The sequence below is a fragment of the Mucilaginibacter sp. HD30 genome, from assembly GCF_054061755.1.
Genome location: NZ_JBSSEO010000001.1, coordinates 3,590,878 through 3,607,716, shown reverse-complemented (window position 1 = coordinate 3,607,716; position 16,839 = coordinate 3,590,878). Strand labels below are relative to the sequence as shown.

General features: G+C 42.8%; 15 protein-coding genes. 8 read left to right on the top strand and 7 right to left on the bottom strand.

Going from position 1 to position 16,839, the window contains the following annotated elements; translation table 11 throughout:
- Positions 1–22 precede the first annotated feature (22 nt).
- The 3 genes from ACVW2L_RS17165 to ACVW2L_RS17155 all read right to left on the bottom strand — a co-directional run bounded on the left by ACVW2L_RS17165 (position 23) and on the right by ACVW2L_RS17155 (position 2,463).
- Positions 23–700 (bottom strand): metal-dependent hydrolase, encoded by a 678-nt coding sequence (locus ACVW2L_RS17165; RefSeq protein WP_457129180.1) that lies wholly within the window; start codon positions 698–700, stop codon positions 23–25.
- A gap of 98 nt (positions 701–798) precedes the next feature.
- On the bottom strand, positions 799–1,104 hold the full coding sequence (locus ACVW2L_RS17160; protein ID WP_457129179.1) for a YbaB/EbfC family nucleoid-associated protein: 306 nt from the start codon (positions 1,102–1,104) through the stop codon (positions 799–801).
- 159 nt (positions 1,105–1,263) lie between these two features.
- Entirely contained in the window at positions 1,264–2,463 is a 1,200-nt protein-coding gene (locus tag ACVW2L_RS17155) for a serine hydrolase domain-containing protein (RefSeq protein ID WP_457129178.1), read from the bottom strand.
- 118 nt (positions 2,464–2,581) lie between these two features.
- Between ACVW2L_RS17155 and ACVW2L_RS17150 the strand changes: the two genes are divergently transcribed.
- From ACVW2L_RS17150 to ACVW2L_RS17135, 4 genes are all read left to right on the top strand, one after another.
- Positions 2,582–3,598: a tetratricopeptide repeat protein gene (locus tag ACVW2L_RS17150; RefSeq protein ID WP_457129177.1), complete on the top strand. Its 1,017-nt coding sequence runs from the start codon at positions 2,582–2,584 to the stop codon at positions 3,596–3,598.
- An 85-nt stretch (positions 3,599–3,683) separates the two neighbouring features.
- Positions 3,684–4,268: an IPT/TIG domain-containing protein gene (locus ACVW2L_RS17145; protein ID WP_457129176.1), complete on the top strand. Its 585-nt coding sequence runs from the start codon at positions 3,684–3,686 to the stop codon at positions 4,266–4,268.
- The gene (locus tag ACVW2L_RS17140; RefSeq protein WP_457129175.1) at positions 4,246–6,642 is read left to right on the top strand and encodes an FG-GAP-like repeat-containing protein; all 2,397 of its coding nucleotides are present in this window, start codon (positions 4,246–4,248) and stop codon (positions 6,640–6,642) included. Before ACVW2L_RS17145 ends, ACVW2L_RS17140 begins: the two co-directional genes overlap by 23 nt.
- A 110-nt stretch (positions 6,643–6,752) precedes the next feature.
- The gene (locus ACVW2L_RS17135) at positions 6,753–7,535 is read left to right on the top strand and encodes a cupin domain-containing protein (RefSeq protein ID WP_457129174.1); all 783 of its coding nucleotides are present in this window, start codon (positions 6,753–6,755) and stop codon (positions 7,533–7,535) included.
- A gap of 26 nt (positions 7,536–7,561) precedes the next feature.
- Here ACVW2L_RS17135 and ACVW2L_RS17130 read toward each other — a convergent pair whose 3' ends face one another.
- The gene (locus tag ACVW2L_RS17130) at positions 7,562–7,927 is read right to left on the bottom strand and encodes a response regulator (RefSeq protein ID WP_457129173.1); all 366 of its coding nucleotides are present in this window, start codon (positions 7,925–7,927) and stop codon (positions 7,562–7,564) included.
- 93 nt (positions 7,928–8,020) lie between these two features.
- Between ACVW2L_RS17130 and ACVW2L_RS17125 the strand changes: the two genes are divergently transcribed.
- The 4 genes from ACVW2L_RS17125 to ACVW2L_RS17110 all read left to right on the top strand — a co-directional run bounded on the left by ACVW2L_RS17125 (position 8,021) and on the right by ACVW2L_RS17110 (position 13,303).
- Positions 8,021–8,632 carry a SprT-like domain-containing protein gene (locus tag ACVW2L_RS17125; RefSeq protein ID WP_457129172.1) on the top strand — a complete coding sequence of 204 codons (612 nt, stop codon included), beginning with the start codon at positions 8,021–8,023 and terminating at the stop codon, positions 8,630–8,632.
- Positions 8,633–8,639: 7 nt separating this feature from the next.
- Positions 8,640–9,764 carry an alpha/beta hydrolase fold domain-containing protein gene (locus tag ACVW2L_RS17120; protein ID WP_457129171.1) on the top strand — a complete coding sequence of 375 codons (1,125 nt, stop codon included), beginning with the start codon at positions 8,640–8,642 and terminating at the stop codon, positions 9,762–9,764.
- 83 nt (positions 9,765–9,847) lie between these two features.
- On the top strand, positions 9,848–10,648 hold the full coding sequence (locus tag ACVW2L_RS17115; protein ID WP_457129170.1) for a M90 family metallopeptidase: 801 nt from the start codon (positions 9,848–9,850) through the stop codon (positions 10,646–10,648).
- Positions 10,649–11,089: 441 nt separating this feature from the next.
- The gene (locus ACVW2L_RS17110; RefSeq protein WP_457129169.1) at positions 11,090–13,303 is read left to right on the top strand and encodes a transglycosylase domain-containing protein; all 2,214 of its coding nucleotides are present in this window, start codon (positions 11,090–11,092) and stop codon (positions 13,301–13,303) included.
- A 5-nt stretch (positions 13,304–13,308) separates the two neighbouring features.
- Here the strand turns inward: ACVW2L_RS17110 and feoB are convergent, their stop codons facing one another.
- From feoB to pgl, 3 genes are all read right to left on the bottom strand, one after another.
- The gene (feoB, locus tag ACVW2L_RS17105; protein ID WP_457129168.1) at positions 13,309–15,423 is read right to left on the bottom strand and encodes a ferrous iron transport protein B; all 2,115 of its coding nucleotides are present in this window, start codon (positions 15,421–15,423) and stop codon (positions 13,309–13,311) included.
- Positions 15,424–15,645, bottom strand: a complete 222-nt coding sequence (locus tag ACVW2L_RS17100; protein WP_457129167.1) for a FeoA family protein — start codon at positions 15,643–15,645, stop codon at positions 15,424–15,426.
- Positions 15,646–16,104: 459 nt separating this feature from the next.
- Complete coding sequence (gene pgl, locus ACVW2L_RS17095) at positions 16,105–16,836, bottom strand: 6-phosphogluconolactonase (RefSeq protein WP_457129166.1); 732 nt, start codon at positions 16,834–16,836, stop codon at positions 16,105–16,107.
- Positions 16,837–16,839 lie beyond the last annotated feature (3 nt).

The following is a 16,839-nucleotide window of genomic DNA, read 5'->3' as shown; positions in this document are numbered from 1 at the left end:
CGAGGAACGAGCACATTTAAAACTATAAAGCTATTTCCTCGCCAATAGCCGGCAACTTGATGTTTACACCGGCTTTTATAAACTTTTCTATAGCTTCATCTTTGTCAATACTGATAACCGGGAAGGTATCGTAATGAACGCCGATAACGTTTTTGCAATTGATAAACCGCGTAGCTTTAATAGCGTCATCTACTCCCATGGTGTAGTTGTCGCCGATGGGTAGAAATGCCCAGTCGAGATTTTCATCTTCCAGCAATTTCATATCATAAGTAAGTGCGGTATCGCCAGCAAAGTATACCTTTTTGCCTTCAGAATATAAAACAAACCCGGCAGGATTGCCTCCTGATGAACCATCGGGCAGGGTGCTGGAGTGTACGGCGTTTACCATCTTAACCCGGCCAAACTCAAAATTAAAGCCGCCCCCTATGTTCATGCCGTGCACGTTTTCAATGCCCTGGTTGTTAAGCCAGTTGGCAATTTCGGCTATACAGATAACTTTGGCTCCGCTACTTTTTTGTATGGCTACCAAATCGGCAACATGGTCGCCATGGCCGTGAGAAACCAAAATATAATCGGGCTTTAAAGCATTAGTATCAATATGCTTTGCCGCCGGATTAGGCGTAATAAAAGGATCAAACAATAGTCTTTTTCCTTCGGCCTCTATCATTATAGCCGACTGCCCGTAGTAAGTGGTTTTCATTTCGTCTGAACTAAAATTTTATGATTAAACGATTTTATGATCAATGATTTTAATTAAACACCACTCATGGTCATCTAAAAAATCCTTAAATCAAGGTCTTACTTTCCAAATAAGCCGCCAAGTCCGCCAAACATATCCTTAGTGGCTGCAGCCATTTCACTTTGGCTAACATTGTCGGCTTGCTGCAGGGCTTTGTTAATGGCCACTACCAAAAGCTCTTCCAACTCTTCTCGGTCGCTGTCCTTCAAAAAATCCTCGGCAATGGCTACGCTCTGAACAACTTTGTTAGCGTTTGCGGTCACCGTTATTTTACCGCCCTCGGCAGTGCCGATAACTGTAATGCCATCTAATCTCTTTTTTATCTCGCCAGCTTTTTGCTGTGCCTCCATTATTTTGTCGAACATATCTGTAAATGTGCGGATATGCAAAATTGCTAATTTGCAGATGCATTACCCTAATTACTAAATTACTTAATCCAATTATATCTGCACATCTGCATATCCACACATCTGCACATCATTCTTATCTGCACATCCGCATATCCACGCATCTGCACATCAAAACTAATCTTCACTCGCGTCGCCGCTACCGTTGTAAGCACCTTTTCTAACAACGGGCATACCGGTGATTTTAAACAAATCGTCCAGATCTAACAAACTACCGTTGGCAAGGTTTGATAATAATACTATAGTGATATCATTTTTAAGATCGCGCAGATAAATATGCCTGAACCCGTGCCACCAACCGGTATGATAAACCACTTTTTGTCCCGGCGATTCAAATATGCGCCATCCGTATCCATAGTTAAAGTGACCGCGAAGCCACTTGTTATGCGGGGCATAGGCCGAGTCGAGCGTTTCTTTTTTTAGCAACAAACCTGCCCGAATGGCGCGGTCAAACAGATAAAGGTCTTTAACAGTGCTGTATATACCCTTGTCGCCAACAGGGCCATCTAAAAAATTCTGCACTACAGAGTAGCGCCAGCTGCCGCGATCGTGCCCCACAACATCAACAGGGATCTTATCATAATTAGCCTTTGAGTAAACATGGGTATGCATCATTTTAGCAGGCTTAAACACATTCTCTTTCAAAAACTGCGCGTAAGGCATGCCGCTCACTTTTTCAATTATAGCACCCAGCACCATAAAGTTGGAATTGTTGTAATGAAATGAAATATCGGGTTTATTATACCGCGCCGGTTTATATTTGGCTATCATATCCATAGCCTCCATATTGGTCAATCCCTTTTTTTGATCGCGCTTCTCTTTGCGGTAAATATCATCAACAAAATAAACATAGTTCATCATACCCGATCGGTGGGTTAACAGCAAACGTATGGTAACACCCTCATACGGAAAATTTGGAAAAAACTGGCGAACATCCTGATCAAGCTTAAGCTTACCGCGCTCCATTAATATCAAAACCGCAGTACCCGTCATGGTTTTAGATATAGAGGCCAGTTCAAACTCTGAGCTTATTTTCAGGCTGTCGCGATGCAGATAATCAGCCCAGCCAATGGCGTTCTCGTAAATTATTTTACCTTTTTTCGCAACCAGCACGTTCCCGTTAAAACCGCGGGTTTTATGCAGTTTTTGCATATATTCATCAATACGTTTATCTGCGTTTTTGGCGTTGTAACTTAACAGCGCTGTAGTGTCAAGTTTGTCGATGTTTGAAGCCGCGCTTTTTGTATTGTTAGAGCCGGAAGAGCAGGAGGCAATTAAAGCCAGTAGGGGTATAAAAACAGATGCGCGTAAATTCACTTAGTATGTAGGTATATGATGAAAACAATAAGCCCGCAATTTCAAAATTAAATAATAACCATAAAACTAAAGTTTTAAACAATTAATAGCTTTAGTTAACCAGTCTTTAACTTTAAGTATGCAAACCTTTTTTAAACCATTACTAACAGCCCTTTTTGTTTTTTGTTCGATAATAATTTTCGCACAAGGTAAGGCACCTGCTTTGTTAAGCGAGGGCATAGAACTTCAAAAAGCAGGCAAGCATGCAGAAGCAAGTTCCAAATTTAAAGAGGCCCTTAAAACCGAACCGGATAACGCCGCTGCAAATTATCAGCTGGCGTTTAGCATGGTAGCATTAAAGAATGGTAATGAGGCTATACCGTACGCCGAGAAAGCAACCAAATTAAGCTCTAACTATACTGCCGCAGCTTATAGTCTTTTAGGAGCAATTTATGATGCATCGGCACAGGCGGTTAAGGCCATTGCTGTTTATAATGAGGGTTTAAAAACCTACCCTAATGATCAAAACATGTGGTTCAATCTCGGGCTGGCATATTTTAGGGATAAACAATACGCCGAAGCGGAAAAAGCCTCGATAGAGGCTATCAAATTGGATGTAAAGCACGCCAACAGTCAGCGCTTATATGCACTGGTGGCGTTTCATCAAAATAAAAGAATGAATGCTTTATTAGGGCTTTGCAGCTTTTTACTAACGGACCCCAACTCACCACGGGCCGAAGAAGCATATAGCAATATGCAAAGCATTTTAAAAGGCGGCGTTTTAAAAGGGGCCGATACGAAAGAGCTGACAACCGCCGAAGCAAAAGAAGCGGATGCACTAAACGCCGGCATAAAAACAATTATTAATTCGCCTGCCGCACAAAAACTGTCGGGCGTGTCATTACTGGAGTATCAGCTTAAAAACATTTTCAGTTTTGCCGGGCAGGCGACAACTAAGAAGGTTACCAAAACCTTCTTTGATAGCTTTTTTGTTATTTTTTTAAATAATCTGGCACAAAGCGGCCATGTTGAAGCTTTGGCACAATTGATTAGCAAGGGCGCTGACGAAGCGGCGTATGAAAAATGGAAACAGGCCAATCCGGCTAAAGTTGCCGCGCTGGAAGGGTGGGTGAATAATATAAGCAGAGGTTTTTGAGAAGATGTTTTCTAACTATATTAGTCAAAAATCAAATCATCGTCACTTGCGCTGTATCTTATTAATTGCATTATTCGTTTTACTTGTGATAAACGCGGTGTATGCTCAGGTTCCGAGCATAAGCGCTATCAGTCCGTTAAGCGGACCTATTGGAACAGTGGTTACTATCACAGGCAGTAACTTTGACACTAATGCGGCCAATAACGTGGTTTTTTTCGGCGCCGCCAGGGCAAATGTAATTACCGCAAGCCAAGGCCTGCTAACTGTTAATGCACCGGCGGGCAGCAATCAACAAGGTATTACTGTAACTACCAACGGCCTTACGGCGTATTACTATAAACCCTTTACGGTAACTTTTAACAGTCCATCCTTCACTTCAAATTCACTTAAAAGCAAAGTTAGTTTTCCAGCCTCGAATGTGCGGGCTTTTACGCTAAAGGATATGGATGATGACGGGAAAACCGATATTGTGGCTGTAACTGCAGATGATATAAAAATTTTAAAAAACAACAGCCAATTAAATGTGCCCAACTTTCAAATAGCTTATCAAGCCCCGTTAGATATAGGTAATAACCTGGTTATTGAGGATTTAAATGGCGACGGTAAACCGGATATTATAGTGTCAAGCGATTGGGGACGATCTTCATGTGTTTATAAATTCAACAGTTAATGGTCAGATCAGTTTCATAGCAACTGTCTATCCAGAAACTTTTCTTTATGATCTTGTTGACGTTGCTACAGCAGATTTTAATGGCGACGGAAAGCCGGATATCGTAGTAGGCGGCAACGGTTTTACTCAGACAATCGCTGTTTACACTAATTCTACAATGCCAGGATCACCGGTATCTTTTTTGACACACAAAGTCTTTCCAGTACAGGCAGATATAACCGGGGTTTTAATCTCAGATATAGATGTAGATGGGAAACCCGATGTCATAACGCTAAGGTCAAACGGCAATGCGCATGTATTTAGAAACATATCAACCTTAAACAGCATCAATTTTGAAAGCCCTGTTGCCATTAGCCTTACCCCGTCGGGCGGTTTAGCCGAAAACTTTTTGATCGCGGATTTTAATGGCGACGACAAGCCGGACATAGGAGTGGCTAATTATGACGCTAACGGTATTTCATTTTTCAAAAACAATAGCTCTTCTGGTAGTATTGCATTTTTACCACGCCAATATATAACTACTGGCGATTGGAATTTAAGTATTGCTGCTGGAGATATCGACGGAGATAGCAAGCCGGATATTGCAATTACCAATAAAGATAACAAGTCTGTATCCGTATTAATAAACATCAGCTCAAACACTAATATTAGCTTTAATAATAAGATAGATTTTCCTATAAATGTGTCTCCTACAAGCATAAGTATTGCTGATATTGATGGAAACGGTAAGCCTGACGTAATCACGGGAAATAATATAGATCAAACCATATCAATTTTACTTTCAGACCCTCAAAAAGTACCATCAATTATAACTTTTCCACCACCTGTTCAGACTGATATTGGGCCGGATAATATTCTGAATACCGGGGCAACAAGTAATAATACCGAAACCCCCATAGTTTATACCAGTAGCGATACATCTGTAGCAATAATAAGACCCGACGGGCAAATACAAGTGATAGGCCCCGGAACAACAACAATTACTGCCAGCCAGCCGGCAAGCGCGAATTTTCTGGCAGCAACCCCTGTTTTCAGGCCATTTGAAATCAAACAATATCAGTCTATAGCTTTCCCGGCTATAGGACCCAAATTAATTTGCGATGCAGATTTTTCTGCCAACGCTTCCTCCGGCACACCAATGCCCATATTTTACAGCAGCAGCAATCCGGCTGTGGCCACAATATCCGGCACAGGCGTCATTCATATTGTCGGTACAGGGTCCACAACTATAACCGTTACGCAGCCCGGCAACAATCTATATAATGCTGCCGCGCCCCAGTCGCAGGTTTTAACCGTTAGCTTTCCGCCCACGCCAACCGCAACCATCAATGCTAGCACTGGTTTTCCTTGCGCCGGATCATCGGTAACTTTTACTGCTAATGTATTTGATGCCGGTTCAACGCCATCATACGAATGGCTACGTAACGGCTCAGTAATAGGAGGTAACAGCGCTATTTTAATAGTAGATGATATATCGGCAAGCGATTTAATTCAATGTAAAATAACCCCCAGCATCAGCTGCGGAGCAAGCCCGATTATATTTAATAAGCTGAATGTTAATGTGCAATCTTTAGTAACGCCTACGGTAAGCATACATGTAACAGGCGGCCAAACCTGCCAGGGATCAGCCGTATCATTTTACGCTACACCTACAAACCCAGGCGCCAATCCGTCGTACAGCTGGTATGTTAACAATAAATTGGCTGATATCACTTCAGTACCTGCATACACCTATACCGCGTTGGTAAATGGCGATAAGATTACTTGTATGCTAATCAACAATTCTGCACAATGCTTAACTAACACTACTGCCTTATCTAATGAGGTAGCAGTTACAATTATTACACCTATTGCTCCGCAAGTTTCTATAGCCGCCTCAGCTAACAACGTATATGCCGGCACACCAATTACCTTTACAGCTTCAACTCAGGCTTCAATAGCTAATTATCAGTGGAGAATAAATGGCGTAAACACCGGTATTAATGCAGCCAGTTTTAGAACAACATCATTAAAGAATGGAGATGAAGTGACCTGTGCGGTTACTCCGGATGGGTTTTGCGTTATTACGGGCGTAAGCTCGTCAATAGTGATGGATATCTTGAAGCCAATAGGTATCACAATACCTAACGCGTTTTCGCCTAACGGGGACGGAATAAATGACGTGTGGGAAATTGGGGGTCTTGCTGATTATACAGATTACGTTTTAAAAGTATTTAACAGGAACGGAATGCTATTATTTCAGTCTAAGGGTTACACCCAAGCGTGGGATGGGCTTTTTAACGGTAAAAAATTGCCAACAGGCACCTACTATTATTTAATAGATACGCCATTGTCAAAAGACAGACGAAGCGGTAATGTTACTATACTAAGATAACAGGCCTTTTTTAAGCAACAGCAGCGCGCTATACACTAACTGATAAAAAAGCGACAATCAATCTACCTGTCACTACACTTTTAAAACCTTTGGGTCCCAATTATAAATTTATGAAAGCACTTTTTTTGGCCACTTGCCTTTTTATATCTACCGGCGCGATGGCCGCTATCGACTCGTTGCATGCTGCGGTTTACAAACTAAGTAATGCCAAAGTGCAAAAGGTGGGCGTGCTGGAGAAGCGCCTCGTAGCATCGGGCTCAACGTTGGACGTTAAACAGTTCGACGTGTATGTAAATACCTTGCCCGCGGGGAAAACATATACCTCGACCACTACGGATAGCAAGTTTGAGCAATTGATAGTGGTAAAAAGCGGAACCATTAAATTAACTGTTGGCGATAGCAGCAAAACTGTTGGTCCGGGCAGTTTGGCGTTGGTGCTGGCCGGCGATAGAATGACTTTTGAGAATAGCACCACCGAACCTGTTAGCTGGTACGCTATGAATTATAAAACAAAACTGGAGGATATAAAGCGTGGGCACGATGCGGGACCATCTTTCATAAAAGACTGGAACGCCCTTCGCGTAGGTAAATCTGCCAAAGGCGAAACCCGCAACGTATACGATAGACCAACAACCATGTTTGAGCGCTTTGATGTACATGCCACTGTATTAAACAACGGCTTTAACAGCCATGATCCGCACACGCACCGCGCCGAGGAGCTGATACTGATGATAGACGGAGAATGCCAGTTCCAGATAGGTGAGGAAAAATTTATGGCGCAGAACGGTGATGCTGTTTTAATGGGATCAAAAGTGTTGCATGCCGCTCAAAACATCGGTAGCAAACCATGCGGTTACTATGCCATACAATGGCATTTGCTAAAAAAGGATTAATGGTTGAAATATTGAAGACTAACTTATTAAGCAGCTAACTGGTATTCAACTTTTTGCACCAGTGAAACCAGGTCAAAGGGCTTGTGCAATACGTCGTTTGGCGCGCCGGGAAGCATAAGGGCCTCGTCAAGATCCTCAGCGCCCGAACACAAAATAACAGGTAGGTTTTTTGTAGAAGTATTTAATTTAAGCAGCTTGCATATATCGGGTCCATCCAGATCAGGCAGGGCCAGATCTAATATTACTAAATCGGGATGGTCTATTTTAATAGTATTAAATACTTCATTGCCGGTGTTTAACGCTATTACTTCATATCCCTTACTGTTTAATATATAGGTCATTACCTCTACCATGAATTTGTTGTCATCCACTATTAATATCCTCTTCATCATGGTATCTCATTTTGTAATATAATAAGTCAAACGCTGTGCCACTGTTTTTTTAAATATCCCCACAAAGGTTTATCTTTACTGCTTGAGGTACAATTGGATAAAGTAAAAATTTTAGAACGCTATCTGCCGCCCGATGCTGCACCGCTTATTGGCCGCTGGATAGATTACTTTAAGTGTGAGTTTAAAATATCGCGAAACCGCAACAGCAAATTTGGCGATTACCGGCCCCCGCATGATGGCAAGGGCCATCGTATATCGGTAAATTACGACCTTAACCCCTACGCGTTTTTGGTGACTACTGTGCATGAATTTGCACACCTGCATACATGGAATGAGCATAAACACAAAGCAAAGCCGCATGGTATAGAGTGGAAAAGCAATTTTAAACGTATGATGCAGCCTTTTTTTGAAGAAGAAGTTTTCCCGCCCGATGTTAGGCACGCTATTGTGAGCTATCTCAACAATCCGGCCGCTTCAAGCTGCTCAGATCTGAGTCTTTATCGGTCGCTGCGAAAATATGATGCCCCTAAAGAAGATATTCATACCGTAGAGAAAATACCCGTACACGCGCTTTTTAAATTAAAAGACGGCCGAATTTTCCGTAAGGAAGAAAAGTTGCGCAAAAGGTACAAGTGTACAGAAGTGAGTACAAAGCGCTTGTATCTGTTTAGCCCCGTAGCAGAAGTTGAACTGTTGAAAGATTAGTTTTGCTATGATACGCCTGGTTCTCATCATCATCTTTTTCCTGATCTCGCTTTTGGCGGTGTTCAAAGCTCCTGCATACTACTTGTGGTTATTAGCAATTGCTGTTACTGAGTATCCGCTGGTTTTTGCGGCCATAGTAAGTGCATTGCTGATGGCGGGTTTTTGGGTGCAAAAACACCAACTTGCAGGCACTGTAATTGGGGCGGCTTCCATGCTGTTATTTTTGTCGCCAATAATGCGGGCCTATTTTGTAGCTGGCAGCCTGCAAAAGGAGATGGACGCAAGCGTGGGCGTAACAACTTCGGGTAAAATTGATAAGCCCTTTAGGTTTGGAGGAATGTTACCTTCTTTATCCAAAGTGGCTTACAGAGAGTTTAAGTATATCAATTATCCGGACATTAAATTAGATCTTGACTTTTACCCAGCGCAGGCCGGAGGTAAACGCCCTTGTGTTTTGGTTATTCACGGAGGATCGTGGAGCAGCGGCGATAGTAAACAATTGCCCGAGCTTAATAGTCATCTCGCAGCAATGGGCTATAATGTAGCGGCTATAAATTACCGCAAGGCACCCCAATATCAAAGCCCTTTACAGGTAGAAGATGTTAAAAACGCGTTGGTTTATTTGCGGGCTCGTGCCGGTAGTCTGAATATTGATACCAACAAGTTTGTTTTGCTCGGCCGCTCGGCGGGGGCACAAATAGCATTGTTAGCTGCCTACACCTTTAAAGATGCCGGTATTAAAGGGGTAATTGATTTTTACGGGCCTTCTGATATGGTGTGGGGTTACTCGGTTCCGGCCAGCCCACTGGTTATGGATTCGCGGGGTGTAATGGAACAATATCTGGGCGGTACTTATGATGAAGTGCAGAAAAACTATTTCACCAGTTCGCCTATTGAGTTTGTAGATAGCAGTTCGCCACCAACGCTTATCATTCATGGGGAAAACGATGTTTTGGTAGCGTATGAGCATAGCCGCCGCTTAGATTTAAAACTGGAACAAAATAGTATTAAGCATTACTGGTTAAAAATACCCTGGGCCACCCATGGATTTGATTTTAATCTGACTGGACCTGGTGGGCAGTTCTCAACGTACGCGGTTAGCAGGTTTTTGGAAAGTGTTACGTCTAAATAAGTAGTTGATGAGGATAAAACATTGCGTCGTAAAAAATAGTTAGCATAGTACAATTAGAGATATTGCCTTAATTCTCATCGATTATGATCTATTACTTTGCAATTATTATTCCCCTATTGGCCATTTTAGCTTGGTTCATCTTCCGGGGTAAAAGCAAGAACCGCAGAGCTCCCCTGCAACCGCTTGATAAAAGCCTGATCCCGTTGCTTCAAGCCAACGTAGATTATTACCATGCTCTTGATGCAAAAGGTAAAAAGCGTTTTGAAAGCCATGTAGCCCGTTTTCTGCAATATGTAAATGTTGAAGGCGTAGGTCTGGACATTACAGATCTAGATCGTGTGCTGGTGGCAGCAAGTGCTGTAATACCTGTTTTTACCCTTGGCGATTGGGAATATCCTAATTTGACCAACGTTATTCTTTACCCTGATACCTTTGATGCAGAATACCAGTTTGAAGGCGGTAATCGTAGTATAATGGGCATGGTTGGCACAGGTTATATGAACGGCCAAATGCTGTTATCGCGCAGTGCGTTGCTTAAGGGGTTTTCATCCGCTTCAGGAGCTCAAAACACCGCCATACATGAGTTTGTGCACTTGGTTGACAAAACAGATGGCGCTACCGATGGCGTACCGGAGCATTTAATGCCGCACGGCTATGCCGAACCCTGGCTTAAACTAATACACCAGGAAATGCACAGGATAAAAGAAGGTAAGTCTGACATTGACCCTTATGCGCTAACTAACGAGGCAGAATTTTTTGCAGTTGCTTCTGAGTATTTTTTTGAGAAACCCGGGCGTTTTGAACAACGCCACCCTGAGTTGTATTTACAATTGAGCCAGATATTCAGACAAACTCCGGCAAAGAAAAGCTGGTTTAGTAAATAGCGCCTAAAGTAAATCTTTAGATTGGGGCGTATGTGCAGCATATACCGATGTTATCAGCTTATTCATTTCATCATAACTCAGTAAAATCCTTCGTTTGCACATGCGCGCTCAGGCTTGATTCATCTTTCAGGTCAAAACCATAATGCGCCCTTCACATCGGCAGTATGGTAAGTTTCACAATAATTTTTTAGGAACTCTTGGGCGGTAGCTTGGTCCATTTGTTATAATAAGGTCAGTAGATGGGCCAAATATATAAAAACAGTATCCTGATAAAAAAAATTGCGCAGGTTATGACGTATAAGTCAGCGCCAGGCCCGTTAATAGAAATTTAATTGTAGAAAACGTTGGGTGTGTTATTAGGCCCTTGCCAAGGGAAACATTTTGATTAGGCTTACGTTTGTAACGGAAGAGATTTAGTTTAGTTTTGAAGAAATTTATTGGATGCATCGCCTCAATCCCAAATATGTCCGTATTGCCGCTATAGCTGCTGCTTCGTTACTGGTTATTTTATTAATTGCAGGAATTGTTGTTTTTAGCAAACGCGAGGCAATGCTACAAAGCGCATTAATTAAGGCCAAGGCGAAGTTGAAGCGAGACCACCAGCTTGATCTTACTGTTACCAATGCCCGTTTTACCGGATTAGCCACAGTAAGTTGCGATGTAATTACAATAGTCCCTGAACAGCGCGACAGCCTGCTGCGCATGGATAATTTTGAGGTAAGCGTAAAAATATTTCCGCTTATTTTTGGTAAAATAAAACTTACCGGCGTTAATCTGCAAGATGGGTATGTGCATCTTGTCGATAAAAACGGAGTAAAAAACTTCGATTTTCTTTTTAAAAAGAAACGGGACAATACTACAAACAAGCGTAAATCAGACCTGTCCTTACTGGCCGATAATTTGGTAAATGAAGTGCTTTATAAAATTCCGGACAACCTGGATATGAAGAACTTCATGGTGTCATATACGAAAGATAGTACCAGCCTTAAGTTGCTTACACAGGAAGCACGTATTGATGACGGCGATCTTACCTCGACCATAAAAGTGAACGACGGAAAAGCTATATGGCATTTTTCGGGAACCATGCATCCATCGGATAAGGAAATAGACGTAAAACTATATGCCGATAAGGGAAAAGTAGAAATTCCTTTTATTGAGCAGAGATACAAGGCCCGCATTAGCTTTGAAAGCGTAAATTTTAAGTTGAACGATGTGGACCACAGTGAAGGCGAAACCCGGATACTAAGTTACTGGGGGGTAAATAATCTGCTTATACATCACGCAGGTTTGTCATCGAGAGATATTTTGGTGCAGAACGGCGCACTGGACGCCGATATTTTTGTTGGCACCAACTTTATATCGCTGGATAGTTCGTCGGTTATTCACATCAAAAAATTAACCGCCCACCCTTATCTTAAATACACCCTTTCGCCCAAAAAACTTTACGATCTGAAATTGAATACCGGCTGGCAGAACGCTCAAGACATTTTTGATTCTTTCCCCGTAGGTACTTTTGAATCTTTTGAAGGGATAAAGGTGGCCGGAAAGCTTAACTACAGCCTTACTTTTAGCTTAGATAAAGAAAAACCGGATGCCGTAGTGTTTGAATCGAGATTAGACAAAGATGCCGATTTTAAGATCCTGCGCTATGGCAGAACAGACCTGGGCAAGTTAAACAGGCCATTTTTATACACACCTTACGTAAAAGGGAAAGCGGTGCGCACGATGATGGTAGGCCCCGAGAACCCCGAGTACACGCCCTTGGCAGAGATATCGCCTTACCTACGCAACGCAGTGATGACAGCCGAGGACCCCACTTTTTATAAGCATCACGGTTTTGTAGAAGAGGCTATCCGCAAATCAATAGCTACCGATATTAAAGAGAAAGCATTTAAAAGAGGTGGCAGTACGATGTCAATGCAATTGGTTAAAAACTCCTTTTTAAGCATGGAAAAAACACTTGCCCGCAAAATGGAGGAGATATTAATTGTTTGGATGATAGAGAACAATAATATCATGAGCAAGAACCGCATGCTGGAGATCTATTTCAACATAATTGAGTGGGGGAATAATATTTATGGTATAAGGGAAGCCGCGCGGTATTATTTTGGCAAAGCGCCCTCCGAGCTAAATCTGGGTGAAAGTATTTACCTGGCCAGCATTGTACCCAGCCCACGCAAGGGTTTATATTCGTTTCTGCCTGATGGTTCATTGCGGCCAAGCAGAATATTCTATTTCAATTCGTTAGGTAAGCTAATGTCATACCAAGGCTTTGTAGCCAGGGATACTACTGGCGCCTATGGCTTTTACGATGTAAGGCTGCGCGAAGGCCTGCGAAGTGAAGTAGCGCCGGTTGACTCTGCCGAGGCTGAACAAATACTGAATGCATCGCCTGAAGATGATAACCCGATAATAGATTTACCTGCTCCTGAGCCAGAAAAGAAGCCCAATATACTACAGCGAATATTTGGCGGAGGGAAAAAGGATACAATTGCAGAAAACCTTAAGGACCGGCTAAAGCGGGAGGAAGAGTTTCGCCTTAATCATATTGACAGTACCGGTAAAACCAACAAGCAGATCCGGCAAGAGAAACGCGAAATAAAACGACAGGAAAAAGAGCGCCGACAAGCTTTGGAGAAACAGGGCCTGCTTTAAAAAAACTATTTAAGCAAATGGTAGGTGATAAAGCTCACTGCATAAGCCAGCACAGTCATATAAGCGAATTGAATGGCTGGCCAACGCCAACTTTTGGTTTCGCGATACACTATTGCTACTGTACTTGCGCACTGCATGGCAAAGGCGTAAAACATCATTAAAGAGAAAGCAACAGCCAAAGTAAACACGGGCTTGTGTGTTTTAGGGTTTTTGGCATCGCGCATTTTTTGCAGCACCGACGCGGTGTTTCCATCACCATCACTAACACTGTATATGGTGGCCATTGTGCCCACAAAAACCTCGCGCGCGGCAAACGAAGTGATCAGTGCTATGCCTATTTTCCAATCATATCCCAGTGGACGAATAGCGGGTTCAATAAAATGACCAAGCGCACCTGCGTATGAATTTTCTAATTTTTCCGTAGCTACCATTGTGTTCAGCTCTTCAGGGCTAAAATTAAATTGGTACTCTGTACGGGCGTATTTTTGCTCTATCTTTTCAAAGCGGTCGCCTGGACCGTAGGAGGCCAATACCCACAGAATTATTGAAACGGCTATTATTACTTTGCCAGCCTCAAATACGAAAGATTTTGACCTGTCGTACATCGAAAAAGCCACATTGTTCCAACGCGGCATGCGGTATACCGGCAGCTCCATAATAAAGTAACCACGCTCGCGCGATTTGAGTATAAATTTAAACACCCATGCCACTATTATTGCTGACAGGAGACTAAATACATACATAGCGGTTAACGCTAGCCCCTGCAGGCTAAAAACGCCCCAAATCTTCTCATCGGGCACAACAAGCGCTATCAACAAAGTGTATACGGGCAAACGGGCCGAACAGGCTACCAGCGGAGTAACCATAATAGTTATCATCCGGTCCTTCCAGTTCTCAATGGTCCTGGTGCTCATAATAGATGGCACAGCACAGGCAAAACCACCAATCAATGGTACTACAGATTTTCCATTTAATCCCACCTTGCGCATCAGTTTATCCATCATAAAGGTGACGCGAGACATGTAGCCTGTGTCTTCAAGGATTGATATAAAAGCAAAGAGGATGGCAATTTGAGGGATGAATACTAATACGCCGCTTAAGCCGGCTACAACGCCATCAACAAGCAGGCTGGTAAGCGGTCCGGCGGGTAGTGTATTGTTCAAGCTGTCCTGGGCCCACATAAAAAAGCTTTCAATCAGGTCCATCGGGTACGATGCCCATGAGAAGATAGCTTGAAACATGAACAGCAGTATGGCGAAAAATATAATGAAACCAAAGATCTTATGGGTAAGTACCCTGTCTATCTTGTTGCTAAAGGTTTCATCATGAGCGGTGGCTGGTGTTTTAACGGTATCATACAACAGCTCATTAATATAAGCATAACGGGCCAGGGTTTCTGCTCCCTGTGCTTTTTGTGAGTGAAAGCCATGCTCAAGCTCCAGTTGCTCTATCCTGTTTGACTGCTCCGGTGATAGAAATTTAAGATGCTCATGCTGATGCGCCAGTTGCAAGGCAAAATAAGGGTTATCAATGTTCAGCTCGCTGCTTATACTGTCAACTATAGCGGGGGCAATGTTTCTAACATCAATACTGTTTTGCTGTAGAGCTACCTTATTGGCAAATGATATTGCCTGCTTTAACAGATCGACCCCTTCTAACTTACGCGCTGAAATAGGGATAACAGGTACACCCAATTGAGCGGCTAACGCGTTAATATCAATAGTGATGCCGGCCTTATTGGCCATATCCATCATGTTGAGAGCAATGATAACGGGAATCTTTAGGTCTGCCACCTGGGTGTACAACAGCAGGTTTCTTTTAAGATTGGTAGCATCCAATATAACCACAACCAGATCAGGCACCAGTGTGCTTGAACGATCAGCTAAAACAGAAAATACAATCGATTCGTCCTGGCTTTTGGGGTAGAGGCTGTAGGTGCCCGGAAGGTCTACAATTTCGGCTGTACGGCCGTCAGGCAATTGAGTATAACCAACCTTTTTATCGACAGTGACGCCGGGAAAGTTACCGATCTTTTGATTAAGGCCGGTTAATACGTTAAAAAGGGTGGATTTACCTGTGTTTGGATTTCCAACAAGTGCAACGCGTATATCGGCTTTCAATTAGTTCTTATGTAATATAATTGTTGATGCTTCAAACTTGCGTAAGCTAAGCTGGTACCCGGATACCCGGATAGCGATAGGATCGCCAAGCGGAGCAATACGATCAACCCTTATCTCTTCGCCAGGCAGGCAGCCCATCTCCATTAACTTTACAGACATTTCCATATCAGTAAACTCTTTTACTATACCTGTTTGTCCTACTTCAAGTTGCGATAGCTTCATAATTCGAATTAATAGTCCTCAAAAGTAAATCTTATTTAAAACAAATCCAAATAAGAATAACGTTGATGTTAAAATATGACAACAAGCCGCATAATGTCATATAATTATCAAGATGAATAAAAAAATGTAATAGCACACAACCAAAACGTAAGAACTTACGTTTATGCTTATGTGGGTCCAAAACCCACATTGTGATAAGGTTTAGGTTGAAGTCCCCAAGCAGCGAGTGTAAGGGGACTTTATTTTTGGCTTAAACCCGGATGTTTGTCCCACGAGTGTGCGGGACAAGTTGAGACAAAGGGGACACTTTTTTCAATAAACAGCTGTATGTTAGTAGTTTGCAGTTTCTCGGTGGGACAACGTGAGACTACTTATTCGTCAGGAAATTTAGCTGTAAAAGGGGTTTAATTTCTTGATTTTCAGATTTATGTAAACTTATCTCCGTGCGGGACAAATTTATTAATATTCTTCCTCCAAATCCGCCGCCGCCGCTTCATCTAAAAACCATTCCACCTCACCAATTATCGAATCAATCAGTTGCGCAGGGTAGTTTTCAATGTCTTCTTCCGCTTCCAGCGCGTTATGTACCGCCGGGGCTTTGCTTTCGCCGTATACTAAGAAGGCAATGTTTTTAGCTTCGTTGATCAGTGGAGCGTTAAAGGTGATGCGGTAAATATCCTTTTGCGGCAAATAGTTGGCCTTAACAGACGGCGTAACATCGGCCAAAACCGCTGTGTGCGGAAAGAGCGAAGCTGTGTGCGTATCATCGCCAAGACCCAGCAGTACCAGATCAAAGCTCATCTCATCGTCAGCAAAAAACTCTGCTATTTGCTCGGCATATTTTTGTGCTGCTTCGTTGGGCGTGAGGGATGTATCAACCGCGAAAATATTGTCAGCTTCAATAAAAAGCGGGGCAAACAGCGCTTTTTTTGCCATTAGGTAATTGCTTTCTGCATCATCCCGCGGAACGTTGCGCTCATCGCCGAAAAAGAAGTAGGTTTTGGTCCAGTCTACCCTATCAGCAAAGCTGGTTGAAGCTAAAAGCTCATAAAGCTTTTTTGGTGAGCTGCCGCCTGATAAAGCCACAGAAAAACGGCCAGCCGCCGCAATAGATTCGTTGGCTACCTGTACAAAATATTCAGCCAATGCGTAAAGCACTTCATCAGCTGTTTTGAAGATGTTGAGTTTCATGTT